47 protein-coding genes are annotated in these 23014 nt (G+C 33.3%); 46 read left to right on the top strand and 1 reads right to left on the bottom strand.

Annotation, left to right across the window (positions count from 1 at the left end):
* Positions 1-168 precede the first annotated feature (168 nt).
* The 39 genes from AC1DSB_RS00590 to AC1DSB_RS00780 all read left to right on the top strand — a co-directional run bounded on the left by AC1DSB_RS00590 (position 169) and on the right by AC1DSB_RS00780 (position 18815).
* Positions 169-390 (top strand): hypothetical protein, encoded by a 222-nt coding sequence (locus AC1DSB_RS00590; RefSeq protein WP_477533295.1) that lies wholly within the window; start codon positions 169-171, stop codon positions 388-390.
* 239 nt (positions 391-629) lie between these two features.
* The gene (locus tag AC1DSB_RS00595) at positions 630-1406 is read left to right on the top strand and encodes an HNH endonuclease (protein ID WP_477533391.1); all 777 of its coding nucleotides are present in this window, start codon (positions 630-632) and stop codon (positions 1404-1406) included.
* 41 nt (positions 1407-1447) lie between these two features.
* Positions 1448-1618, top strand: a complete 171-nt coding sequence (locus tag AC1DSB_RS00600; protein WP_477585408.1) for a hypothetical protein — start codon at positions 1448-1450, stop codon at positions 1616-1618.
* Between the two features lie 31 nt (positions 1619-1649).
* Positions 1650-2066 (top strand): hypothetical protein, encoded by a 417-nt coding sequence (locus AC1DSB_RS00605; protein WP_477533483.1) that lies wholly within the window; start codon positions 1650-1652, stop codon positions 2064-2066.
* Between the two features lie 17 nt (positions 2067-2083).
* On the top strand, positions 2084-2227 hold the full coding sequence (locus AC1DSB_RS00610) for a hypothetical protein (RefSeq protein ID WP_477585410.1): 144 nt from the start codon (positions 2084-2086) through the stop codon (positions 2225-2227).
* A 34-nt stretch (positions 2228-2261) separates the two neighbouring features.
* Positions 2262-2582, top strand: a complete 321-nt coding sequence (locus AC1DSB_RS00615; protein WP_477533191.1) for a hypothetical protein — start codon at positions 2262-2264, stop codon at positions 2580-2582.
* Positions 2583-2673: 91 nt separating this feature from the next.
* Positions 2674-2805 carry a hypothetical protein gene (locus tag AC1DSB_RS00620; RefSeq protein WP_477533192.1) on the top strand — a complete coding sequence of 44 codons (132 nt, stop codon included), beginning with the start codon at positions 2674-2676 and terminating at the stop codon, positions 2803-2805.
* A complete protein-coding gene (locus AC1DSB_RS00625) occupies positions 2802-2969 on the top strand; it encodes a hypothetical protein (protein ID WP_477533193.1) in 168 nt (55 codons plus the stop codon). The genes AC1DSB_RS00620 and AC1DSB_RS00625 overlap by 4 nt, the downstream gene beginning before the upstream one ends.
* A gap of 103 nt (positions 2970-3072) precedes the next feature.
* A complete protein-coding gene (locus AC1DSB_RS00630) occupies positions 3073-3249 on the top strand; it encodes a hypothetical protein (RefSeq protein ID WP_477533194.1) in 177 nt (58 codons plus the stop codon).
* Between the two features lie 117 nt (positions 3250-3366).
* Complete coding sequence (locus tag AC1DSB_RS00635; protein ID WP_477533195.1) at positions 3367-3519, top strand: hypothetical protein; 153 nt, start codon at positions 3367-3369, stop codon at positions 3517-3519.
* Between the two features lie 139 nt (positions 3520-3658).
* Positions 3659-3817 (top strand): hypothetical protein, encoded by a 159-nt coding sequence (locus tag AC1DSB_RS00640; RefSeq protein ID WP_477533196.1) that lies wholly within the window; start codon positions 3659-3661, stop codon positions 3815-3817.
* Positions 3818-3843: 26 nt separating this feature from the next.
* Positions 3844-3966, top strand: coding sequence for a hypothetical protein (locus AC1DSB_RS00645; RefSeq protein WP_477585412.1), 123 nt, complete (start codon positions 3844-3846; stop codon positions 3964-3966).
* Between the two features lie 32 nt (positions 3967-3998).
* Positions 3999-4574, top strand: a complete 576-nt coding sequence (locus tag AC1DSB_RS00650; protein WP_477585414.1) for a hypothetical protein — start codon at positions 3999-4001, stop codon at positions 4572-4574.
* Positions 4575-4618: 44 nt separating this feature from the next.
* Positions 4619-5332: a reverse transcriptase-like protein gene (locus tag AC1DSB_RS00655; protein ID WP_477585416.1), complete on the top strand. Its 714-nt coding sequence runs from the start codon at positions 4619-4621 to the stop codon at positions 5330-5332.
* Positions 5333-5359: 27 nt separating this feature from the next.
* A complete protein-coding gene (locus tag AC1DSB_RS00660) occupies positions 5360-5596 on the top strand; it encodes a hypothetical protein (RefSeq protein ID WP_477533143.1) in 237 nt (78 codons plus the stop codon).
* 179 nt (positions 5597-5775) lie between these two features.
* On the top strand, positions 5776-5979 hold the full coding sequence (locus tag AC1DSB_RS00665) for a hypothetical protein (protein ID WP_477533144.1): 204 nt from the start codon (positions 5776-5778) through the stop codon (positions 5977-5979).
* A gap of 62 nt (positions 5980-6041) precedes the next feature.
* Complete coding sequence (locus tag AC1DSB_RS00670; RefSeq protein ID WP_477533145.1) at positions 6042-6287, top strand: hypothetical protein; 246 nt, start codon at positions 6042-6044, stop codon at positions 6285-6287.
* A 94-nt stretch (positions 6288-6381) separates the two neighbouring features.
* Positions 6382-6774, top strand: coding sequence for a hypothetical protein (locus AC1DSB_RS00675; protein WP_477533146.1), 393 nt, complete (start codon positions 6382-6384; stop codon positions 6772-6774).
* Positions 6775-6856: 82 nt separating this feature from the next.
* Positions 6857-7060 (top strand): hypothetical protein, encoded by a 204-nt coding sequence (locus AC1DSB_RS00680; RefSeq protein ID WP_477533147.1) that lies wholly within the window; start codon positions 6857-6859, stop codon positions 7058-7060.
* Positions 7061-7094: 34 nt separating this feature from the next.
* Positions 7095-7415, top strand: coding sequence for a hypothetical protein (locus AC1DSB_RS00685; RefSeq protein ID WP_477585418.1), 321 nt, complete (start codon positions 7095-7097; stop codon positions 7413-7415).
* A 103-nt stretch (positions 7416-7518) separates the two neighbouring features.
* On the top strand, positions 7519-7938 hold the full coding sequence (locus AC1DSB_RS00690; protein WP_477533438.1) for a hypothetical protein: 420 nt from the start codon (positions 7519-7521) through the stop codon (positions 7936-7938).
* A gap of 22 nt (positions 7939-7960) precedes the next feature.
* Positions 7961-8377: a YopX family protein gene (locus tag AC1DSB_RS00695; RefSeq protein WP_477585420.1), complete on the top strand. Its 417-nt coding sequence runs from the start codon at positions 7961-7963 to the stop codon at positions 8375-8377.
* Between the two features lie 31 nt (positions 8378-8408).
* A complete protein-coding gene (locus AC1DSB_RS00700) occupies positions 8409-8657 on the top strand; it encodes a hypothetical protein (protein WP_477585422.1) in 249 nt (82 codons plus the stop codon).
* A gap of 44 nt (positions 8658-8701) precedes the next feature.
* Positions 8702-8971 (top strand): hypothetical protein, encoded by a 270-nt coding sequence (locus AC1DSB_RS00705; RefSeq protein ID WP_477585424.1) that lies wholly within the window; start codon positions 8702-8704, stop codon positions 8969-8971.
* 24 nt (positions 8972-8995) lie between these two features.
* Positions 8996-9289, top strand: a complete 294-nt coding sequence (locus AC1DSB_RS00710) for a hypothetical protein (RefSeq protein WP_477533182.1) — start codon at positions 8996-8998, stop codon at positions 9287-9289.
* Between the two features lie 259 nt (positions 9290-9548).
* Entirely contained in the window at positions 9549-9743 is a 195-nt protein-coding gene (locus tag AC1DSB_RS00715; protein ID WP_477533181.1) for a hypothetical protein, read from the top strand.
* On the top strand, positions 9740-9997 hold the full coding sequence (locus tag AC1DSB_RS00720; RefSeq protein ID WP_477533180.1) for a hypothetical protein: 258 nt from the start codon (positions 9740-9742) through the stop codon (positions 9995-9997). Before AC1DSB_RS00715 ends, AC1DSB_RS00720 begins: the two co-directional genes overlap by 4 nt.
* Positions 9998-10011: 14 nt before the next feature.
* Complete coding sequence (locus AC1DSB_RS00725) at positions 10012-10263, top strand: hypothetical protein (RefSeq protein WP_477533179.1); 252 nt, start codon at positions 10012-10014, stop codon at positions 10261-10263.
* A 31-nt stretch (positions 10264-10294) separates the two neighbouring features.
* Positions 10295-10654: a hypothetical protein gene (locus AC1DSB_RS00730; protein ID WP_477533178.1), complete on the top strand. Its 360-nt coding sequence runs from the start codon at positions 10295-10297 to the stop codon at positions 10652-10654.
* A 2-nt stretch (positions 10655-10656) separates the two neighbouring features.
* Positions 10657-10917, top strand: a complete 261-nt coding sequence (locus AC1DSB_RS00735; RefSeq protein ID WP_477533177.1) for a hypothetical protein — start codon at positions 10657-10659, stop codon at positions 10915-10917.
* An 8-nt stretch (positions 10918-10925) separates the two neighbouring features.
* Entirely contained in the window at positions 10926-11504 is a 579-nt protein-coding gene (locus AC1DSB_RS00740) for a RusA family crossover junction endodeoxyribonuclease (RefSeq protein ID WP_477585426.1), read from the top strand.
* A gap of 145 nt (positions 11505-11649) precedes the next feature.
* A complete protein-coding gene (locus AC1DSB_RS00745) occupies positions 11650-12600 on the top strand; it encodes a hypothetical protein (protein ID WP_477533292.1) in 951 nt (316 codons plus the stop codon).
* A gap of 95 nt (positions 12601-12695) precedes the next feature.
* Positions 12696-13703 (top strand): ATP-binding protein, encoded by a 1008-nt coding sequence (locus AC1DSB_RS00750; protein WP_477585428.1) that lies wholly within the window; start codon positions 12696-12698, stop codon positions 13701-13703.
* Between the two features lie 112 nt (positions 13704-13815).
* Entirely contained in the window at positions 13816-14160 is a 345-nt protein-coding gene (locus AC1DSB_RS00755) for a hypothetical protein (protein WP_477533091.1), read from the top strand.
* Positions 14161-14179: 19 nt separating this feature from the next.
* On the top strand, positions 14180-14671 hold the full coding sequence (locus tag AC1DSB_RS00760) for a hypothetical protein (protein WP_477533092.1): 492 nt from the start codon (positions 14180-14182) through the stop codon (positions 14669-14671).
* Between the two features lie 11 nt (positions 14672-14682).
* Complete coding sequence (locus tag AC1DSB_RS00765; RefSeq protein ID WP_477585430.1) at positions 14683-15765, top strand: LAGLIDADG family homing endonuclease; 1083 nt, start codon at positions 14683-14685, stop codon at positions 15763-15765.
* A gap of 25 nt (positions 15766-15790) precedes the next feature.
* Entirely contained in the window at positions 15791-17392 is a 1602-nt protein-coding gene (locus tag AC1DSB_RS00770; RefSeq protein WP_477585432.1) for a DnaB-like helicase C-terminal domain-containing protein, read from the top strand.
* A 174-nt stretch (positions 17393-17566) separates the two neighbouring features.
* Entirely contained in the window at positions 17567-18529 is a 963-nt protein-coding gene (locus tag AC1DSB_RS00775) for a hypothetical protein (RefSeq protein ID WP_477532748.1), read from the top strand.
* A gap of 46 nt (positions 18530-18575) precedes the next feature.
* On the top strand, positions 18576-18815 hold the full coding sequence (locus tag AC1DSB_RS00780) for a hypothetical protein (RefSeq protein ID WP_477532749.1): 240 nt from the start codon (positions 18576-18578) through the stop codon (positions 18813-18815).
* A gap of 7 nt (positions 18816-18822) precedes the next feature.
* Here AC1DSB_RS00780 and AC1DSB_RS00785 read toward each other — a convergent pair whose 3' ends face one another.
* Entirely contained in the window at positions 18823-19023 is a 201-nt protein-coding gene (locus tag AC1DSB_RS00785) for a hypothetical protein (RefSeq protein ID WP_477532750.1), read from the bottom strand.
* Positions 19024-19075: 52 nt separating this feature from the next.
* On the opposite strand from AC1DSB_RS00785, the gene AC1DSB_RS00790 reads away from it, so the two are divergent.
* The 7 genes from AC1DSB_RS00790 to AC1DSB_RS00820 all read left to right on the top strand — a co-directional run bounded on the left by AC1DSB_RS00790 (position 19076) and on the right by AC1DSB_RS00820 (position 22906).
* Positions 19076-19657 (top strand): hypothetical protein, encoded by a 582-nt coding sequence (locus AC1DSB_RS00790; RefSeq protein ID WP_477532751.1) that lies wholly within the window; start codon positions 19076-19078, stop codon positions 19655-19657.
* Between the two features lie 33 nt (positions 19658-19690).
* Complete coding sequence (locus tag AC1DSB_RS00795) at positions 19691-19945, top strand: hypothetical protein (protein WP_477532752.1); 255 nt, start codon at positions 19691-19693, stop codon at positions 19943-19945.
* Between the two features lie 32 nt (positions 19946-19977).
* On the top strand, positions 19978-20262 hold the full coding sequence (locus tag AC1DSB_RS00800; RefSeq protein WP_477532753.1) for a hypothetical protein: 285 nt from the start codon (positions 19978-19980) through the stop codon (positions 20260-20262).
* On the top strand, positions 20259-20489 hold the full coding sequence (locus AC1DSB_RS00805) for a hypothetical protein (RefSeq protein WP_477532754.1): 231 nt from the start codon (positions 20259-20261) through the stop codon (positions 20487-20489). Before AC1DSB_RS00800 ends, AC1DSB_RS00805 begins: the two co-directional genes overlap by 4 nt.
* Positions 20490-20706: 217 nt before the next feature.
* Positions 20707-20949, top strand: a complete 243-nt coding sequence (locus tag AC1DSB_RS00810) for a hypothetical protein (RefSeq protein WP_477532755.1) — start codon at positions 20707-20709, stop codon at positions 20947-20949.
* Positions 20950-21013: 64 nt separating this feature from the next.
* Positions 21014-22735, top strand: a complete 1722-nt coding sequence (locus tag AC1DSB_RS00815) for a DHH family phosphoesterase (RefSeq protein WP_477532756.1) — start codon at positions 21014-21016, stop codon at positions 22733-22735.
* A 24-nt stretch (positions 22736-22759) separates the two neighbouring features.
* Positions 22760-22906, top strand: a complete 147-nt coding sequence (locus AC1DSB_RS00820; RefSeq protein ID WP_477532757.1) for a hypothetical protein — start codon at positions 22760-22762, stop codon at positions 22904-22906.
* The last annotated feature ends 108 nt before the right edge of the window (positions 22907-23014 follow it).

A 23014-nucleotide genomic window follows, 5' to 3' on the forward strand; every position in this document is an offset into this window, starting at 1 on the left:
TAAGAAGTTAAATGAAATTGCAGCTTGGATCATAGGTTTTTGTCTATGTGTAAAAGAAGGAATATCAATTAAGAAGAGGTTTTTCACACTTGCTTACGAGAGCTTGAAAACGTATAGCAGAAGAAAAGTAAACGGGTAAAAAAGTTCATTTATTGAGGAGGAAATAACGTGAAATTATATATTGTGGATTTTCAGTATCGTGATGTTGAAGAAGAAAAAGATGTAAGTGATAGATGGACATTAGCATGTGAAGACAGATTGGAAGTAGAAAAAACAATGCAGATAAATTTCGATGAGCTTGAAAGATTTGGGTATATACCTATTAGCTATACTTCTACAGAGGTCGATAAAACGGACAACGGATACAAAGTAACACCATACAAAATCTGAATATTAATTGGTTATAAATAAATTATAAGAGGTGAGACAATTGAGACGTATAAGTCCATTCTTAAAAGGCAAATCATCAGGAACATTACCGAAGCGAACTCAAAGCATCTACATCAAGGATTTGTTTGAAAGATCAACTAAAGCAATACAGAAGTTAAAAAGGATTTTTGACAACTAAAATCTTGTTATTATTTGTTAATAAATGAATTATAAAATATCTTGATGGAGGGGTAGTGAAGGTGAAGATATGTAATGTTAAAGATTGCAATAATAAACACGAAGCTAAGGGGTACTGTAAAAAACATTATAGAGCCTTCAGAAAATATGGTAATCCATTACATGTGTCTAAAAGGGCTTCCAGAACGACAACATCAAGTGAAATTAGAGTTATTAATAATGTGAAATTTAAAAAGTGTCTTATTTGTGAAGAATGGATTGAATTAAACGAAGAGAATTTCTATATATCTAAATCAGGAAAGGATGGCTTTCATCCATACTGCAAGATTTGTGCAATAAGGAAATCCAAGAAATATCAAGACGACAATAAAGCAAAAGTAAGTGAATACAGCAAACAGATTTATAAAGAGAAAGAGCAATATTATAAAGACAAAGCAAAAAGATGGAACAATCAAAATACTGAACACTCCAAAGATCTTAAACAAAAATGGAGAAGAGGTAACAAAAACAAGTTAAAAGACTATAGAATAAAGAGACTATTTCATAAGAGTCATGACATCTCAGAGGACGAGATAAGATTAATCTATTCTTACTCAAACAGTTGTTGTATGTATTGTGGAATTACTGAAGAGGAAGCAATTGAGAAGTACCAAAATAAACTACACAAGGATCATGCTGATAATTTTGGCTCTGATGGCATTGAGAACTGTATATTGGCTTGCAAAGGGTGTAATTCCAGTAAGCATGACAAGGATTGGGAAGAGTGGTTTATTAACTCGAATATGTATGATGAAGAAAGGAAAAAAGCAATCGCTTATTGGTTAGATTTATGGAAATAAGCAAACGAAATTCTCATCTTATAGGGTACAGGGGGTAAGGAATGAAGAAGCAAAAAGGAAACATGATTGATCTGCTAGATAGAATTTACGAAAAGTCCGAAAGCTACGCAATGGAAGCTGAAGATTGTTGTAACAGAGAAGATGAATTTTATTATCGTGGTCAAATGGATATTATTGATGAGTTAAAACGCTATCTAATTAATAAATTATAATCAAAACTAAATTAAAATGGAGGGTGAAACGATGGTACGACTAAGAAAAGGTCGTGTTGTCCTAATCACACTTGTAATCATACTCATTTTATTTGTACTAATATCGACATTCAACGGACACATGCAAATTAAAAACGAGAAAATTGGAACATATGCAAAGATTATTCAGGAGCAACGATTGAAAATTGAGCAGCTACAAGACCACAATCGCAACTTAGAGAAGATTAACTTTAATCAGCATAGTGAAATTAGGGAGCTACAAGGATCAGAAAAGGTGAGTATGACTACTGTAGTTCCTGAAGTGGTAGATGATATTGAGGAAAATGAAACTGAAACTACTGAGAATGAAGGATTTACATTCGACACTGTACTTGTTGGAGCAACAGCAGTAGGAGTATTCATGGGGAATGTGTTTAAATATGTGCGTGTATTGCCTGTGATACCTTAATATTGGGGGATTGAACCATGAATGAAGAACAATGTAGTCATAAGAATTCAAGCGAAGAAAGCTATGTAACACACTTTTACCTTCAAACTTTTATAACAACTGTTATTTCATGTGATGACTGTGGTGAGATATTAGACGAAAAACAAAATGAATTAAAATAAATCATCTCTTTTAGTAGGAAATGGAGGATAAATGATGAGCGTAAATCGTGAAGATTACATTGTAATTGGTGTAGATATTGGAATGGATTATTATGATGATGAAAGATGCGATGAGTTCGATGAATATGATAGCCAAAATGATGTTGGATCAATGACGTACATCATTGACGGGATGAGTGGAAATTATTTCTTAGTTGGTGAAGTGGTTAGGTATGGTGACGAATATGAAGGTTTTAGTGGTGTAGTGGAGTTAGAAATTGATGAAGCTGCGAAACAACGAGTCAAAGACTTTGTTAAATTGAAGTTTGATTTAGATGTTGAACCTAAGTTAATGGTTGTTACGCATTTTCATTAAAAGCGTAGCTGACTGATTGAGGTAATTCAACTGTTTGTTTGATTTACGCCAGCTACGTGAAAGATTATAACACACTTTGAGGTGAATTTGCATGACTATAGTATTATGGATAATAGGGGCTTACCTGTTTGGGTTAGGCTGTTATCATACAGGTAAGCATAACGGTTACGGTCAAGCGATATTGGATAGGATTAAACGTGATGAGGAGATGAAAAAGCGATGAGTAACTTTAGTGTGGCTATGATTGATACAAAAAACAATGTAGCTAATCAAATTGCAATAAATTTATCTCAAACTGAGGCTCATAATATGGTTGTGGACTTAAGAAGTAAGCGAGACGGGAATAAGTATTGGATTGGTAAGGTTGAATGGTTAGGTCAGAATTAAATAAAATAAAAGTCTAATTTTATGGAAATAAAACACTTGCAATCTTCTAATTAGTGAATTATAATCATAATATAAGTTAATAAAAGGAATTGGAGGCAATGGAATGCAAGAAATGCTTAATAAACTAATTGAAGAAAACAGAGTTCATCAAGAAAGATGGGATGAATTAATAACATTTCTTACAGAAGGAAGAGATCGTGCTCGAACGAACAATGCAATTGAAGTTGAATATGCCTATGTAAATACTATAAACAAACTGGTTGAGCTGTTTAGTAAATAAATTATCATATAAAATATTTGACTTATTGGGAAACAAGGTACGATAAACACCGTAAAATACGGGGTTGAGTTTTTGGGATTTGGCAATAGACATAAATAGCGAAGGAGTGAAATCTGTTTGACTGAAAAAGAGAAGGAATTATGGAAAGACATAAACGAGTTGATAAAGGCAATGCAGAAAATAAGATTCATATGCGATAGAGCCAAATCACATTATATCGAAGAAAGTGACATAGACGAGATACTTGAAGTCACCAAAAAATACGCTTAATCGAACATTTTACACATAAAGGGAGATATCTGATTGAAAGAATATAAGTCATTTAAGTTACCAAAAGGGCTATCAGACGGATTGATTTTCAACATGGCAAGTAGTCGTCAACTAGATATGACAGGATGGAGATGAGAAATTGGAAAAGATAAATATTATCTCAGAAGAAGAACGTATAACTATATTAGGGATGATCGCTACGATAAGTAACTATTTACATGGTCATGCGTCTTATGATGGTGCAGAAGATGAAACAAAAGAAATCATAGATAAACTTGATTATATATTTCGTACGTAATACTTTGATATAAAGGAGGAGTAATTATGGAAAAAGATAAAATTATTGAATTGCTTGAAGAATTACAAGACGACATTCACATGGGAGAAAGTTTAAGTGGCGTTTTGTTAAAATTAGATAATATTATTACTAAAATAGAAACTGAATAAAACTTTTAATTTGAAGAAAAGGAGGAAGTACATTGAAAAACACACATATAATTTCAGCGTTTGCTGGTTCAGGTAAGAGTTATCTAGCAGAGAATAATAAAGAAATGAAGTTTTTAGACTTAGATTCTAGCAACTATCCTAAAGATGATTTTCCAAGCAACTACTTACAGGATATCATTAAGCACGTTAAGACAGGTGACTATGATTACATCTTAATTTCAACTCACAAAGAAATTCGTGAAGCACTCAAAGACAATGATATCAAGTATGCTTTAGTATACCCCCATGCTGAACAAGGTATGAGATTTGGTGACATTTATACCGAACGAGGAAGCAACAAAGAATTTATTGATTTCATGAGTAAGAATTTTCGTGACTTTGTATGGGACTTATTTGATGATTCATATGGCTTCCAAAATGTTATTTATAATGAAGAAACTCTAGCAGATCATATTAAGAATATCAATAGAGACTTCAAACTGTATGATTCACTTCAAATAACCAAAAGGTTCATTGAGAACAATAAAGACATTATGGATGACTATGAATTGGAGGCTCTTCAAACTGTTCTAAAGTCAACAAGGTTTTCAGGTTTGTTTGAAAGTTAATAAATTATAATATAAAACACTCGTTTTAAATGGAGGTGGATAAAATGAATGCGTATACTGATGCTTCAGTCGCAAATGATTATAGCGTACATTCTTATGTATTATTTGATAATGACAAAGTAATATTGCAGAACTGTGAGATAAAAAATGAAAATGATACACAAATTGCAGAACTGCATTCCGTTATTATGCTCTTAACTGAATGCGAAAAGAAAAGCATAAAAAATATAATGGTGCACACTGATAACATCAATGTTGCCACTACATCAGACCAACATAAAAAGTATGGGAAACTGATAAAAACAATGAATGAGTTATTGAAGAAAACAGAATCAAAAATTAAATGGGTTAGCAGAAAGCTTAATAAGGCTGCACATAAGGTTTGCGAATCAGTGAAAAAGATAATAAATGAAACTAATAATGGCAACGTTCTGAGTATTAATCCTTCTGATTTCGTGCTGATTAAGAAAGAACGAATTTATGTTACAAATCATAAGATCGGTTCAATTTCTAAAAACTCCTTAACAGATGTGGAATTGAATCATATCCGTCAATATTATAGCCAAATGATTAAAGCAGAGAAAAGGATTCCCATTGAAAGAATTCTTGAATGGGGATCAAAAAAGAAAACATGTAATTCTAAAAAGGGACGAATTATGTTCGTTGAGAGATTTATCGCAAGAAATCATTCTCTAAATGACATTCTTTTTGAAAGAGCATGTCATGCATTTAATAAAGTATCTATTAGCATCGTATAAAATCAAACTTTTACATGGAGGGTAGAAATGTTCAGTGAATGGAAGCGAAAAAGAGAGCGTAAGAAACTGCAAAGCTGTTGCCTACATGAATATCATAAAGTCTGTGAACATCAAGTGCTTGAGAATGTGGTGAAACTTGCTTGCCACTACGATTTATATTGCCCATTGTGTGAACGTGAGGTAAGAGTGACAGAGAAAACTGCTGAGAGAATATTAGCAAGGCAGGAAGTAAGAAAACAATATGCAAATCAGAATAGTGTTTAATGGGAGTTGAATTATGGACGAATTAGTTGCTAATTGGATGCTACGAGTTGCTGGATTAATTTATCTGTTGTTGTTCGGATCAATTACCATATGGGGAGTAAGAAAAGTAGATGATACAATGACARCATATTTATGGAAGTTGATTAGGGTGTTTAAGAAAATGAAAGGGAGAGTATAAGATGAACAAAAAATCTGCAATAGTGGAAGCAATACTTCTAGGTGGCTCTCCAGCACTAGCAGGTGTTTTAATCAATTTGATGGCAATACCTTTAGTTGGCGAGTTAGCATTAATTAATAAAGTTGCGATGGCTGTCTGTGTTTTGATTGGGATTGTTGGTGGAGTCACAGTTTATAAATTAAACAAGAAATACATTAAAGAATAAATAAAATTGAAGTTTTAACGGACAGTAGACAACAAACTGCGAAATTAGAAAGGGGAATAAAAATGATTGTAAATATCAATAAACCTAGCTGTTATGAAACTGGAAAGTTTGTAAAAAAAGGCGATTTATTAATTGCGAAGGATTCTGAATTTAATTTAACAGAGGGCAGAATCTATGTGGCAGTTAAGAATCAAGGAGAAGGTACATTTGGTGATTGTATATTTGTCGTGAATGATAAAGGCATTGAGCTGGATTATTCAAGAGAATATTTCTGTCATTATGAGGGCGAACTTGTCTCAACAGACTGAAGCACAGTTCAACCAATATCAGCGGTAAGAGGTGAGCATTGTCTCACTTTAAATAAACTATAAACTAAACCATATGACACGGAGGAATTTATTCATGAAAAAGAAAGTAGCAATATTAGTAGTAGCTATCGTAGCAGCATTTTTAATCGGTGGAATCTTCATCGGATCACAAATTGGAGCTTCAAGTGGATGGTCAAATGAATTAACAAGTGAAGTAAATAAACAATTAGGTGCTGTTGGATTCGAGAAGAAAGAAGAAATCCTCCAAAGTGATATTACAGCAGAAATGAAAGAAGTATTAGACCCGAAGATTGCTGAAGAAGAAGCAGCATTGAAGAAGATGTTAGAAGAATATTATGAGCTTAAATTACAGGGGCTAGAAAATTCTCCTGAATTCGCAGAACTGGAGAAAAAAATTGAACAAATTCGACTTTCGATCTTTAATCGCTACAAAGTTGAAATAGACTCAATGTTTAATGGAACATGACCATTCAAGAATCCCTTATTTTACAGGGGTTTTAGAGGGTAGATATTCCGATAAAATGTAGTTTTTAATGGGAGGGTAGCCAATGACCATTGTAGGTAAACGCTGTGAGGTTGAAGATGATTTTGTTGTAAAAATCAGAAGGAAAAGATTGTCAAAACAAGGCACTATCGTTGGTTTCTATTTGAATGAGTATTGGCATCCATACTTATATCGAGCTTTTCATATAGAATTTGATGATGGATCAAAGGATACTCACATTGCTAAAGATGTCAAGATTTGCTCATGAAACAGAAAATTTATTGGAAAAGAGGAAAGCGAAAATGAATTGGGTAACATTTTTTACTATAATTTCACCTGTGGTTGTAGCAATAATAGGTAGTGTTGTAGCATATTTCCAAGCAGTAAAAACAAGTAATATTAAAATTAAGGAATTAGAAACACAATCAAAACATGAATTGGAAACAATTAAAGAGCTTCATGTAAACGAATTAGAAAAAATTAATGCTGAAGTTAATGCACAAGTTCTATTATATGAAAAGAATAAACAGGCAGATTTAACATTGGGAATGCTTGAAATGATAATGAAAGACCCGAAAGGTAAAGGTAAATTATTAAGTGAATTTAACAAAGTCTTTAAATGACGGCATTTATTTAGAAACAAAAGAATAAATTATAATTGTTGACATATATTTAATTAATAAACTATAATATAAAATATATAGTAGAGGAGGAAAACGATGCCATATGGAAACGTTCTACTGTGATGGAAGCCAACATAAGGAAATGAATCGAATGGGGGTTGGGGTAGTCAAAGGTAGCGTAGATATTTACTATAACATTCCCACATTTGACTGGAAGAGATGTACACATGAAATAATTGCAATCACAAAAGCGATCAGCTTTGCAATCAAAAATAACACAAGTAATATTGTTGTTGTCAATGATGACAAGCAGCTAGTGAATATGATACAAAAAGCTAAAGTGAACATTAAGTTAAAAAGCAAAGGATTTAAAAAGAAAGCTGAATTCACTCGACTAATGAAGCTGGTAAAAGAACATGACGTATTAGTAAGAACACCACAAAGCGAGTTTGATAAGAGGCAAATACTGAAATGTCATCATTTAAGTAGAACTTATTTGAGGGAATTTGAACTTGTAAAATAGAGGTTTTATAAGGAGGGAAGCAATGAGTCGAGAAATCAAGTTTCGTGCATGGAGTAAAGAACGAAATGAAATGATCTATCCAGATCATAACAATTGGTACGAAAAAGCATTCTTAGGTAAAAACGGTTTCTGGCAAACAACACAATTAAGCACAATCCTGAATAATACAAAAATAGTGCCAATGCAATACACAGGACTGAAGGATAAAAATGGTGTTGAGATTTATGAAGGCGATGTAGTGGAATTTGATGACGGCTATGGAATTAGCGAAGATGGATACATGGATATAAGAAATAAAGGGATTGTTGACTATGACGATGAAACGATGTCTTACTATTTTACAGATAGAGAGAACGTTGAAATGCACGAAGTAGATTTTGATAACTTGGTTGTATTAGGAAACATTCACGAAAATCCAGAGCTGCTTAACAACAACTAAAAGTCTGTTTTTATAGGAAGGAGATGTTCAAGTGGACAGAACAACAAAAGCTTTATTGAAACATGCAAACAATAATAAGCCTTCTAAACTTCAACAATTGCAATCAAATTTCGATGAATATAAAAGAAATAACGAAGTTAAAGTGTCTGCAATTACTGAGCTAAGGAAAGAAAATGATTTGCTACACATAGCTTTAGCACTAGCCTTGACTGAGCTTGAAGATCAAAACTTAATGAACGACACATACTGGAGGATTCAAACTCTTTTGGACTCTAAATAAGAAGATGTAAAACAGGACTTTTAATTGAAAGGAGGATATAAAAAATGCTTGCATTAATTTCTGAGGTGGCACTAAAAATAGGAGAACATAGACAACACTCGCTTTGTAAGCCAAAAAACAAGCATGAGGCATTTGTAATCCTAGAGGGTTTTTATAATGAAGCAGATAAGTTTATTGAAGGCAACTATGAATTAGCTCTAAATGTAAAATATGGGAATTTAGCTCCAGCAACAGGACAGGATTCTGTCATTGACAATACAGATTACAAGGGTGAATTGTTGAAAAAACTAGATGAATATCTAATAAAAACATGATTTTAAATGAAAAGGAGAGAGACTATGACAAAAGTAAAAGTAGGTCAAATGGCGATTTATGTTCAGAGAAATGAAGGGGAAAATGCTACTTGGGAATATTTAGTGGCTAAGAATGTTTTTGATAATATGGCTGACTTTAGAGGAGAGTATGGAACAATATATATGCATGCTTTTGAAGACCATGAGCTAAATGGCAGTGATATTCTTAAAGATCAAGTACCTGACGCTACATTCAATCTTCTCTTTAATAATAATAATCCTGTGATTGCCAAGAAAAAACTATTTGGAGATTACACATTTGAGCCGAAGACAAAGTAAATGTTCAATTTTATCGTTTAAAAATATTTAATTAGTAAATTATAAATAAAACACTTGCATTGATGAAAATGGTAAACTATACTATGTAAGAAGATAAATGGGAGAAGGTGATAGTTTGATTGGAGTTATCATAACCGCTATATTCGCAGCCTTATTATTCGGAATAATATTCTTACTTTATAAAGAGCCAGATAGTTCGTTAATAAGTTCTACTGAATGGATCAAGAATTATCACGATGAGCAAGACAAGGAGTAATAAATGAAGCCATACAAAGTTACAGCAATATTAAGTAAGCCTGAACAAATGGAATACAAATTAGATAATGTCGCAATCATTTATTGGGGAGTTAAAGTTGAGATGATGGGGGAGGGTCATACCATTGAATCCATCGTCACATTTGATAAAATAGGCAAGGCTAAAAAACTAAAAGTAGGGGACGTGTTTGAACGATGACAAGATTGGCTCTGAATGATGAAGCAACTGTTATGAATCTGCTTAGTGAAATGGAAAGCGACTTGTATTTCGGGAGGATTAACTCTAAAGATGTAGGAAAACTAATCAAAACAGCTCGTGGCTTATTGATTGAATTACATCTTACTCGATCCAGTTTAGACGAAGATGAGTCGGACGATTTAAATACACGTATTTTAGCAGCTCATTCAAAAAATTATGCTATGCAAATGTTTGAATCAAACAAGCCAATTTAGGAGTGATGCAATTAGTGGAGAATTACGAAGACATTCTAATTAAACGAATTAATAAATTTGTAAGTTTCATGGAGAATAAGCATGGTAAGTTGAGCGTAGGATTAACAAACAGTGTGGACAAGGTGAGAGAAAACTTACGAGTGTTTGAAGTTGTATATCCAACCATTGATAAGACAACTGACTTGATTTATTGGGCAGAACGACACAGTGAAATTAAAGAGGTCGAGATTGCATTTAAAGACTTAGCTGATAACTTTTGGGATTGATTGAACAAATAAGGGGATAGGGGGTGTTAATATGACAGAAACAATTGAAGAAAAAGTATCCAAGCCTGATTTTAAGTTGAGATTGAGTGAGAAATATGCGATTGATACGGATAAATTAAATATCATCCTTAAAGAGCGATATGAGACTAGGGTGGGTAAAGGGAAGTTTGCTGATTACAGTGGGGAATTCGCTTACAAAAGTATTGCTTACTTCCAAACATTTGACCGATTAGCTGATTGGTTAGTACAGAATGCCATGTTTACAACTGATAGTGTTGAGCATATGTATGAGTTTGCTGATCAAGTTGTTGAGTTGAAGAAGGAAATGGCTGGATTCTTGAAGGATAAGGTTGTTATTCAGAACGAAGATAAAAAGAAGGGTGATGAATAGACATGAATGTTTCGTTTGATGGTATTGCTGTTACGGAAAAAATTATCCAATATGGAGATTTGTTTCAGGAAACAGAAGATGGTACTTATTATTTGCTTGTAGAAAGACCCAAAATTGCCCTCATTTCATTGAGTGGAAAAGACTTTTATGAAGAGTTTGGACAGCTTGATGAAGCAATCAGTAATATAAAGTTGTTCATTAAAGATGGAGAACTAATACATCTTACTCAAGACCAGTGGCAGTTCCAGTTAAAACGAAAGTAGGTGAGATATTGAAATTAGAGTTAATCTTGCCTGTCCCAACATCAATAAACGCATTGTATATCAATGAATTTCGATACAATCCTAAAACTAGACAGCGTGAGATGACGGGAGCCAGGATATTATCTAAAGCTGGAGCTAAACGAAAAGAAGAAATAGCGTTTCATGCAAAGCAGCAAATGGAAAAACAAGAATGGGATTATGAATGGACTAAAGAGAACTTTGTTTATCAGGATGCTGTGATTCACTTTGCAAGACGAGGATCAGATGATAACAACATATACAAACTCCTTAATGACACCTTAGAAAAAATCGCATATGACAATGATTCAAGAGTATTAGTTAGGACTCAAAGGATTGTCTATGATTCAAGTAATCCTAGAGTAGAAGTAACGCTTACACCCGTTGATTTTGTTGGTGTATTTGAGAACAAGGATGAAGCAGACAAGTTTGAACAAAATTGTATTAATTGCACAAGACATCGAAATGGAAGATGTTCAATACTAGTCGATTCGCTGAATGGTACGGTACGAGAAGAAATTGGATCAATCAATGAACCAGTTTGCGTTAAATTTAAAAACAAAGATTAATAAATAAATTAAATTAATTTGCAAATCTAGTTGATAAATCTTGAAAAAACGTATATATAAGTAGTGTAGGCTATTTTTACAAAATAGCTGATTAGTAAATTATAATCAAAATAAAAAACAGAATGTAAAAGGGGAGTTTTATTCAATGACAGAACAAGTAAAAGTATTAAAAGAAGGCTTCAACAAAGCAACAGTAGTAGGAACATTAGTAGAAAAGAACTTAAAAGAAACATCATACACGAAACAAGATGGTACAGTAGTTGAGCAAATTAAGGGAACAATCAGTATCCGCACTGGAGAAAATGAAGTTCACCAAGTTCAACTACAAACTAATAAGTTTACTAAAGCAGGAACAGAAAATACTTTCTATAAAGGATATAAAACAATTGAAAATGAATATGTAAGTGTAGCTGACTTAGTTGATAATCCAACATTAGTTCCAACTCAAGTTAAAGTGGATGGCAAGGCAACTACTAATGAATACTACGGTCAAGATAGTCAGTTTAAGCAATATCAACAAATTGAAGGCGCGTTTGTTAATCGCTTAACTGATAAAGACGATCCGACTCCTCGTGCAACCTTTGAAGTTGAGGTTTTCGTGAGCAAAACTAAGCCTGAAACAGACCGAGAGGGAGAAGAAACTGGTCGTGCAATTGTAGAGTCATACATCCCTACCTACTCAGGAATTGTCCCATATAAATTTGCAGTAATCGAACAAGGTGCAGACTTCTTCTTAAATGATGTCAAAAAAGGACAAACGATTAAAGTATTTGGTCAAATTGTTAATAAACGAGTAGAGACTGTTAAATTGATTGAGTCTGGCTTTGGTGATCCTATTGAAGAAAAATCAGTTTCATATACTACTGAATCATTAATTTCAAACGCATCAGTTCCTTACGAAGAAGACAATGTAAAAGCATTCAATCCAGAATTAATCAATGAGCGATTAGTGAAGCGTGAAGTTTATCTTGAACAACAGAAGAATCGTGGGCAACAATCTGCATCTCAACAACCACCAATGGCTTCATTTGGAGGAGGAGCTACTACACCTCCTAAGAAGAATGACGTACCAGTAGACGTTAGCAATCTGTTTTAAAAATAAGTTTAATTAATAAATTATAAATGTTATATATGGAAACCGAGGAGATAAAACTCCTCCAAACTTAAAAGAGAATGGAGAATGATTATTTAATGACAGTTATTGATATTTTCAACCCACAGATTTCTAAAATTGCACGAGGACTTGAAGGTAAGGCGATATTAGTCTACTCTGACAATGGTTTAGGGAAAACTTATCAAGCTACTCGTATGCCACGCCCATATTATATTGGCTTCGAAATGGGTATCCGTGGGATTTCAGGTGTTCCTTTTGCTCCAATCAATAGTTGGGGAGATTTTAAGAAAATTAACAAACAGCTAACTGATCCAAAAACAGTAGACAAAGCACGAGAACTTTATCAGACAATTATTTTCGATGAAGTTTATGCTTCAGCTCGTATGGCACAAGATTACATTTGTCGTAAATATGGGGCAGAACATATGGGAGAAGTTGCGCCTAAGACTGAAAATCGTCCAAACTTATATGTAGCATATGAAGCTGAATACTTCCGTGAAATTGATAAGCTATTGAAAAGTGGATATACGCTAATGTTCATTGGACATGAGACTGTAGACAATGACACTAAACAAATTATTCCTAAAGGCGACAAGCGTAGTATGCAAGTAATTCGTGACAATGCTGACTTCTGTATCTGGTTATCAAATAACGGAGTTGACGATGAGGGAGTGCCAGTTAATTCATCTGCTCATTTCTTCCAAACTCCACAATTCTTTGCTCGTAGTCGCTACACTAAAATGGTTAACACAATCGCTAACTATACAGCAGAAAACTTAGAAGCTGCAATTACTAAAGCGATTGAAGACGAAGAGAAAGAAAAAGGTGTTCAATCGGTATCATTCAGCGAACAAAAAGAAATGCTGATCCCCCAAACTCAAGACTTAACTTCATTAGTAGCAGAAGTTCAGGCATTAGGCGGAAAACTTGCTGAAGCTGGGTTCTTACAAGACGTAGTTGATTTAGTCGAGAAACACCTTGGTAAAGGAATTAAAGTTACTGATGCTAAAAAAGGTCAAGAAGACATTGTTTCAGTATTGCTTGATGACGTGAAAGATTTAGTTTCTGAAAAAGGTCTTAATTAATCAATTATAATCAAAATAAATACGAACAACAACTTAATTGCGTAGCAACTCCCATACTGCTACGCAATCTTTTTACAAATTATATCCTATTCCAATACAAAGGAGAGAACATATGAATGTAAAATCCACGATTGTTGATGCAGCTAACCAAATTGTGACGAAACATTTGATTAAACGATTTATCGGTGAGATCAATTTCTTCTTTCAAATTGTAGAAAAGGGAACTCAACTCATTGTAATTAAAGACAAGATGATTATGAGCGTAATTGACGCTACAGAAAACACGAATGCAGAGAGATTAATTGAAGTATTCTGTAAAAAATTCACAGATAAAACGAATATTTTAGTGGAAGTTATGGTGGAAGAAAAGTTTCAAACTGAGACATTAACACTTATAACACAGAATGGCGAGAAATATTACATTCAAGACTTCAGCAAGTATTACTTAAAACTATAGAAGGGAGTCGATTTAGCACATGGCTAGACTTCCAAAGTGTCCAATATGCGATAAAGAAGTAGAGAAAATTGAAGGCGAGTTTGTTAAGCATTCAAGTAAAACGTATCACAACAATTGTTATCAGCAATTTGAATTAAGAAAACAACACAGATCAGAACTCCTTGAGTATATATGTGATTTATATAATATGAAAGTTCCTACAGGATTTATCCTAAAACAAATTAAGGATTTAGAAACGGATTCAGGTTATACATTAAAAGGAATTGAACTCTCACTTAGATATTTCCATGAGATTGAGGGCAATTCAGTTGAATCAGCAAACAAGAAATATACAACTCAAGGAATAGGAATTGTTCCATATGTGTATGAGAATGCGAAAAAATTTTACACCAACCTTCAGCAATTGAGGAGTAGCAATGCTCAAATTGACTATTCCATTGATGAAGAAACAATTATTTCATCTCCACCAAAAACGAGGAAAAAGAAACTAATTGATATTAATCAAATATAAACAAAAACGAGGTGATTTTTATCATAAATGAATTACCACTTTATAAGGATAAGGAATTTTTATATCAGAAGTTAATTGTAGAAGGATATTCTACAAAAGAATTAGCAGAAGAAATAGGGTGCGTTGTTTCAACTATTAATGTCAACCTTCAAAAATTTGGAATAAAAGTCCGTTATAAAAAGTGGATGAAAGTGCTAGATAAATATGGACAAGAAATTTCTGATTTATATATAAATGAACAAATGAGCGCAGAAGATATAGGTGTGAAGATGGGAATTAGTGGCTATATCATTAGAGTAGTTTTGAAAGAACTAAATGTAAAGTTTAGAACAAAAAGTGAAGTAGCAGTGCTAAAAAACGAACAAAATGATTATCGTCAATATAAGTTGAATGAAGACTACTTTAAAATATGGTCATCTGAAATGGCTTATATATTAGGGTTTATAGCTGCTGATGGTTGTATTTCTACAGACGAAGAAAGATGTAGCTATTTACTTAAAATAACACTTAAAGACACAGATAGTAATCACCTTCTAAAAATTAAAAATGCACTAGATTATGAAGGTGTTATCTACTTCCATGAAAATAACGCATCTCCCATAGTAAACAAGGTGACAGATGGATGTACATTAGCTATAAAATCTAAAACTCTAATCAATGATATTAAAAAGATTGGAATAAAGGAGAGGAAATCTTTTAATAAAGAAGTACCTGTTAGCCTACCTAAAAAATTTGAGATTGACTACATTAGGGGATATTTTGATGGAAACGGATCAGTAGGTGTACAGTATCCTACTACATCAGGAGGACTTAAAACAAAAACAACTCAAATAAGAGTAAGGTTTTGTAGTGCGAGTAGAGCTAATCTTTATCAGATACAAGAGATCCTATCAAAATACGGAATTAAGAAAAAGAGAGTTCCTGAAGTGACCTCTAAAACTGCTGTAGATATATGCTATAGCACAAAAGAGAGTTTAATTCTTTACCGATTGTTCTATCAAAACAAGGATGCTATGTATTTGGATAGAAAGAAAATTAGATTTGAAGAAGCAATAACAGAAAGAGAAAAAACATTAATGATTAATAAGTTATAACTTTTTCAAGAAAAGGAAGTGTCGAGTGAAAACAATACTACAAGACAAGATTGCAATTTTACATGTATTCGCTGGATTAATAAAGAACCCTGAGCTAATTGGAAATACAAAAGAGTTCAAACTCTCAACAGAGGACTTTCCAGAGCGATTCCATCAAATTATCTACGGAGCGATTTACAACCTATTTTCAAATGGAGGGGAAAAAATCTCAGTAATTGAAATAGATAAATTGTTACGTGAGTTCCCTACTCAATATCACATATTCAATGAAGCAAATGGGCTTGAATACTTATATAAAGTTGAAGAAATCGGACAGCCTGAAAATTTCTTGCTTCATTACAACACTGTCAAAAAGTTTTCATTCCTAAGATCATGCAATGCCTGTGGTATAGACATTACAGATATTTATGATTCATCAATTGTAGACATTAAAGAACTTGAAAAACAACAAGAATCTTTTAATGACATGACACTTGCAGAAATGGTTGCACATATTGAAGGAAAGCTAATTAGTTTAAAAGATGAATTTCTATTTGATTCAAATGGAAAAGGCAGCCATATGTCTGAAAACTTGCGTGAAATAGTCGCTGAAAAAATGAAGAGTCCAAGTTACGGTGCAAATTTAAACTCAGGTCTATACACTGCTGCAACTCGTGGAGCCAGATTGAAGAAGGTTTATATGGTGTCTGCGCCATCTGGGACTGGAAAATCAAGGTTTTCATTGGCATCAATGTTGTCAATCTGTGTTCCTGAAATTTGGGATGAGAATAAGAAAGAGTGGATCAAAACTGGAGCAACAGGTCGCTGTTTATTCATCACAACTGAACTCGAAGAAGATGAAGTAAAAATCCCTGCTCTATGCTACATTGCCAATGTCCCTGAAGATAGACTACAAAACGCTACATTGACAGCAGAAGAGCAGCAACGTATTTACAAAGCAATCGACATACTTGAAGAAACTCCATTTTGGTTTGAAGAATTACATGATTTCGATTTAGAAGATGTAGAGCACACTATTGTAAAGAACATCAGCAAAAACAACATCTCGTATGTGTCCTACGATTATATTCATACATCAATGAAAATCTTCTCATCTATGGCTAAGGCAGGCGCAAAAGGACTTCAAGAGCATCAAATTTTATTGCAAATGTCTATTCGTCTTAAAGAGATTGCGAACAAACACAACGTTTTCCTTGCCACTTCAACTCAATTGAACAGCAATTATAAAGAGGGAGAAATGGATGATGGCAGTCTTTCAGGAGCTAAAGCGATTGCACAAAAGGTTGATATGGGAGCTTTATTGTTGGACATTAATAGTAAAGATGAAGAAATAATTTCATCAGTTATGCACAGTGGAATACCAGTACCATTTGGATTAAAGCCGAATCTTAGCTTAAATATTTATAAAAACCGAGGGAACAAATGGAAACGTGTAAGATTGTGGATTCATTTTGACCATTCTACACTTCGAACAACCGATGTCTTTTCTACGGACTACAAGGGAATTCTTATTCCTAATCTAAAACCACTTAAAGTTCAGTTTGAAGAGGAAGATGAAGAGGAAGACTTAGATATTTTGCCAGACGGAGCTTCAATTGATGCTCTTCCTGTATCATTCGATTTCTAAAAGAGGTGAATCACAATCATTAGGCATAATAAGGATCACCTCAAATCGAGTTTAACGATTAGTGATATTAAGCAATTATTAACAAGTCTTGGTGCAGACGACTTTATAGATGAAACCGATTCAAAAGGACAATTAATTACAAATACAATTTGTCATAATCAGCATAGTGGAAGCATGAAGCTCTACTACTATGAAGAGGGAAAGTCATTTCATTGTTATACGACTTGTGGTTGTTCGTATGATGTGTTCGGTTTATGTCAAAAAGTGTTTTCAAATAGAAATCAAGAACTTTCATTCACAGCATCAGTTGATTATGTAGCGAGAGCAACAGGAAAACAATTCGGTTTTGGGTTCGGACTAGAGCTTGAAAAAGAAGATAAGCTGAGCGAGGAACTTCAATGGATGCAGAGAATGTCCAAGAAGAAACGTGTTGAATTGCCTGAACTGAAGACGTACTCAGAGAAAATTCTCGATGTGTTTTCAAATGTTCATCATCCAGAATTTCTTAAGGACAATATTTCGAACGCAGCTATGACTAAATTTAAAATAATGTATTACAACAAAGACAACCGAATTGTTATTCCTCATTATCATCCATTAACAGGAGACTTGATTGGAATTAGAGGACGTGCATTAAACCAGTGGGAGATTGATTCTGGCTATAAGTATTTACCTCTTAGCATACAAGGCAAAATGTACAATTTCCCTTCGTATGGACAGCTTTACGGCATGTATCAAAATCAGAATGTAATAAAAAAACTGAAAAAAGTTGTTCTGTTTGAAAGCGAAAAGAGCGTTCTTCAATGTGAAAGCTACTACCCAGACAACAATTTTTCAGTAGCAATGATGGGTAGAAATATTTCTTCTATGCAAGTCGAGATGTTACTTAATCTTGGAATTGAAGAGATAATAATTGCCACTGATCGAATGTACAAAGAACATGGCAGCGACGAAGAAAAAAGAGACATTGAATATCTTGTTAAACTAGGGAGAAGATTTTCCCCGTATGTCAGAACATATGTATTGTTTGATGAATTAAATGAAACAAAATATAAATCATCTCCTAGTGACTTCGGTTTGAGCACATTAAATTCGCTATTGAAGAACAAAAGGGAGATATTAAATGTTGTTAATTAATAAATTATAACCAAATAAAATATGAGTTTTAGAGGAGGAAATAATAATGAATATACCTAAATACCCAGAAGACTTCTTTAGCTTTGCAGAAGGATATGATGTTCCTAATAACATTATTAATGAATGGATTAAAACAAAGATTAAGCAACTAGAAGAGAATCCTAATTTGCCGTATTCATTAATTAGCAGTGGCAACACAAGTGTAAGAGTTGATAGATTATATGATGAAGATGGAAAGTACGAAATTAATGTAATTAAGAACTATAGTCAGGCTTACATTTATTAGAGAGATTTTATCCTTCACCTCTAACACGTTTGGTTAATGCCAAAAGGAAAATGGGATCAAGTTTAGTCTTACTTGCATATTCAACAAATGCTAACCAATCAGAGGAAATTGGCTGAGGTGTGTATGGAGACTTTTGTATTTTAATTAGCTCATCCAGTTTAGCTTCAATATCATCAAGTCTAACTGTAACTGGCTTTGGTGGATTCATGGTGTCACCTACTTTATATAATAATTACATTTTAACACAAAGGAGAAATTAAATGACTTGTATCGTTGGATTAGTACATGAAGGTGTGACTTACATTGGAGGAGATTCATTAGGATCAAACGGTTACTCCAAAACAGTGAGAAAAGATAAGAAAGTATTTAAGTTGAAAGACACTGATAATGCAATTCTAGGATTCACAAGTTCTTTCCGAATGGGACAGCTTTTAATGTATGCTACTGGATTAATTGATAGTCGAGATGAGCCAAATATTGACCACAAATATCTTGTAACTAAATTTGTTCCCAATGTTATTTCCACATTTGAGCATGGAGGATTTGGTAAAAATCATAGTGGAGATAAAAGTGGTGGCACATTCTTATTGGGCTACAAAGGCAAGTTATATAACATTGAAGATGACTATCAAGTTGGAGAGTCTTCAGATAATTACGATGCATGTGGCTCAGGAGTGTATTTCGCATTAGGATCATTACATGCAACTGAAGGTGCAGATTTGTCTCCAGTTGAGAGAATTCGATTGGCGTTACAAGCAGCGAGTAAATTTAATGTTAGTGTTGCACCTCCATATTACATTATGAACACAGAGAATGATAAAGTTGTAGAATTTAAAGATTAAATAATAAAGAATAAATAATTGGGAGGTAAATAAATGAAAATATTAGATAAAACATACATCTTCGAAAAAGCTAGAAACAAACATACAGGTGAAGTATTAGAACGAGAATCTAGACGAAAAGGACATAAACTCAAGTTTGACTATTTGGAGATAGATGTTCCACTCGTATACTCGTATCTTGAAGGTGGATTTGTCAGAACGAGTAAGATTGAATCATTTGAAGTTAAAAGTAAAGAGGTAGTTGTTACAACTATAAATAGTATTTATACGTTTAGCGAAGCAGAATAAAATAACAAATTGATTGAGAAGGGGGAAGGTAATTGATAGAATTTCTTGAAGCATTAGCTGAATTCAAAATAACGGTATATGGTGGTTTTGCTATAGTTACATTGCTAATGTGGGGGTTCTGGTTTGTTGTAGGTTTAATAACGATATACCAATCAAGGCTCTTTAGACCTACTAGAAAATTTATAGGGTCAGTCCTAATTTTAATTAAACCAAGTAAGCAGTATCACCAATATGTCAGTCTGCATCGAGCTGGCTATATTTATAAATGGAGTTTGAATTTATGCTTATTAAAAAATGGAAAAGGGGTAAAAAAATGAAAATCAGATCAATCAAATTAATCAATGAATTATTAGAGGCTAACGCCAAAGGTTATGGTTCTACAGCAATGAGCCAAAAACCACTTTATATTATTGGATATGAAGAAACAACAAAAACTGGATTGACTGCATACGGAGAAGCACAAGCCACAGATGAACTATTTAAAGAGATTAATAAACTATTTACAAATTTAGAGAAGAATATCATGGAAATCTACGTTGAATAAAATACCGATTTTATATGGAGATGAAGAAAATGCAGAATATCAAGGTAAATATCTGGTTTTACGATGAACTGCTTGAAAGTGATATAGAAACGTTGGTATATAAGGGTTTAGACACTGATCAGAACATGTTTGAGGCAATTTCTAAGAATATGGTGATAACAGTCGGTCATGGAAGGCGATAAAAGAAGTCTTTTATTGGATAAAGGAGGAAGAAGAGATGGCAAAGTATATTAAGAAACCAATTCCAGTTGAAGCAGAGCAATATCAGAAAGGAATGGAAGATGGTTTTATACAAGTATTTGAAGAAGAGAATAATCATCCTATGAAACCATATATACAAACACTTGAAGGAAAGCTGACTTTTGATGAAGATGCTTATATCGTAACTGGAATTAAGGGAGAGCGATGGGCAGTAAGGAAAGACATATTTGAAGAGACATATGATTTAATTAAAGAGTAAAAGGGATTTTTTATTTGTCTTTAATATCAAATTAATAAATTATAATATAACTAGAGAGAGGTTGATGAATATTTACCAATTAAAAGGAGCTAACAACCTCTTTAATGTAGTAGAGGTATTGGCAGAAAATCGTGGGTTAAATAAAGAGGATTTAGAGTGGCATTTATCACCAACTAAATTTGAACATCCAGCGTCAGACTTACCGAATATGGAAAAAGGAGTTAATGTTCTTTTTGACCATATTGCACGAAACAGCAAAATCTTCATTTTTATTGATGGCGATAATGATGGTTTCGATTCATCAGCAATTTTATTATCAAACTTACGAAAAGTATTTAAGCGTGATTTCGACTATGCACTACACGTTAATAAAAAGCATGGGATTGAAGTTGAATTAATTCCTGAGGGTACTAACTTAATTATAGCACCCGATTCTTTATCAAACGAGTATGAAATTTATGAAGAGTTGGCTAAAAAAGGAATCGAAATTATCTTATTGGATCACCATGAATGTGAAAAGGATTCAGAGTTTGCAACAATTATCAATCCGAAATTGCCACAAAGCACATATCCAAATACTGAAATCAGTGGTGCAGGTATGGTATATAAATTCATTCAAGAAATCGACAAACGATTAGGAACGAATGAAGCTGATTATTACTTGGATTTAGTTGCCTTCGGTATGGTTGGAGATGCAATGAAGATTTCTGAAAAGGAAACTAAGTGGCTTGTTACAAAGGGGTTAAGTCAGATTAATAACGACTTCCTTAAAGAGCTAATTAAAAAGAATCTTGAGGATGGCACTGAATTGACTCCTAATGTGCTAAGTTTTAAATTGCTGCCTAAGATTAACAGTTTGATTCGTGTTGGAACGCAAGAAGATAAGCTGGAATTATTCAAAGCAATGTGTGGACATGAAGAAACTACTATCAATCCTAAGTTAAGACGACCAAATAAAGAAGAGTCTTATGGTGAACGAGTATCGAGAATTTGTAATAACACCTATGCAAAACAAGCAAGAATGCGAGATAAGATTTATGAAGAATTGAAACTTCAGATTGCAGAGAAGGATTTAGATAAGAATCGTATTATTGTATTAAATGTTAAATCAGATTTTCCTGATAACTTCACAGGTTACATCGCTTCAAAAGTAGTAGGCGATTATCGTAAGCCAGTAGTTATATTGCGTGAAGACAATAAGGAAGAGAATGAAGGATTCAGAGTTGGTTCTTTACGTGGCTACGATCCTTTAATTGCAGATACAAATACATTCTTAAACACTTTAGGGCTATTCGAGTATGTGTCAGGACACAATCAAGCTGCTGGTGTGAAAATCAAGTTTGAGAATATTAAGTATTTGAATGAATTAATCAATGAAGCATTGTATGAATTAGATGCAGATGAATCATATATGGTGGATTTAATCATGAATGCTAAATCGTTAACGAAAGATTTCATATTAGATGTATCAAGATACGATAAATTATGGGGCAAAGGGTTAGATCAGCCACTTTATGCAGTAGAACAGATTGAAGTCAATTTAGGCGATGCGGAAGTGATTGGAAAAGGCGAAAATATCCTCAAATTTAACGTAAATGGCGTTGAATTCATCAAATTTAGTGACATTTCGAAGCTTTTTGACCTCAAAAAAGACAATAAAACAGCAATTTTAAACGTTGTTGGTAAAACAGGATTGAATAGTTGGAGAGGAAATGTAACTCCACAATTTGTGATTGAAGCAGTTGAGATTGTTGAAGTTAAGGATAGTGCGAGATTTGTATTTTAATCAAAAAATAGGAGGGTGAATGAGATGGAACAAGCAAATAAACTTATTAAGTTTTGTCCTTATTGTGGACATGAATCTGAAAAGAACTTCATTGCTACTTTATCAAATGGCGGTGCATGGTATTGTGAAAGCTGTGAAGAAGAGGTTGAAGCATACGTTTTAAGCAAATAAAAAAGCATAAAATAAACTTTTTATTGGGTAACGGGTAAATCAGCTAAAATACAGCAATCATATAAGTTTCATAAAATGATGCTCACAAACCCTGTCATATCAACGATT

It is taken from the genome of Paenisporosarcina sp. P4_E4_2 (assembly GCF_056401595.1).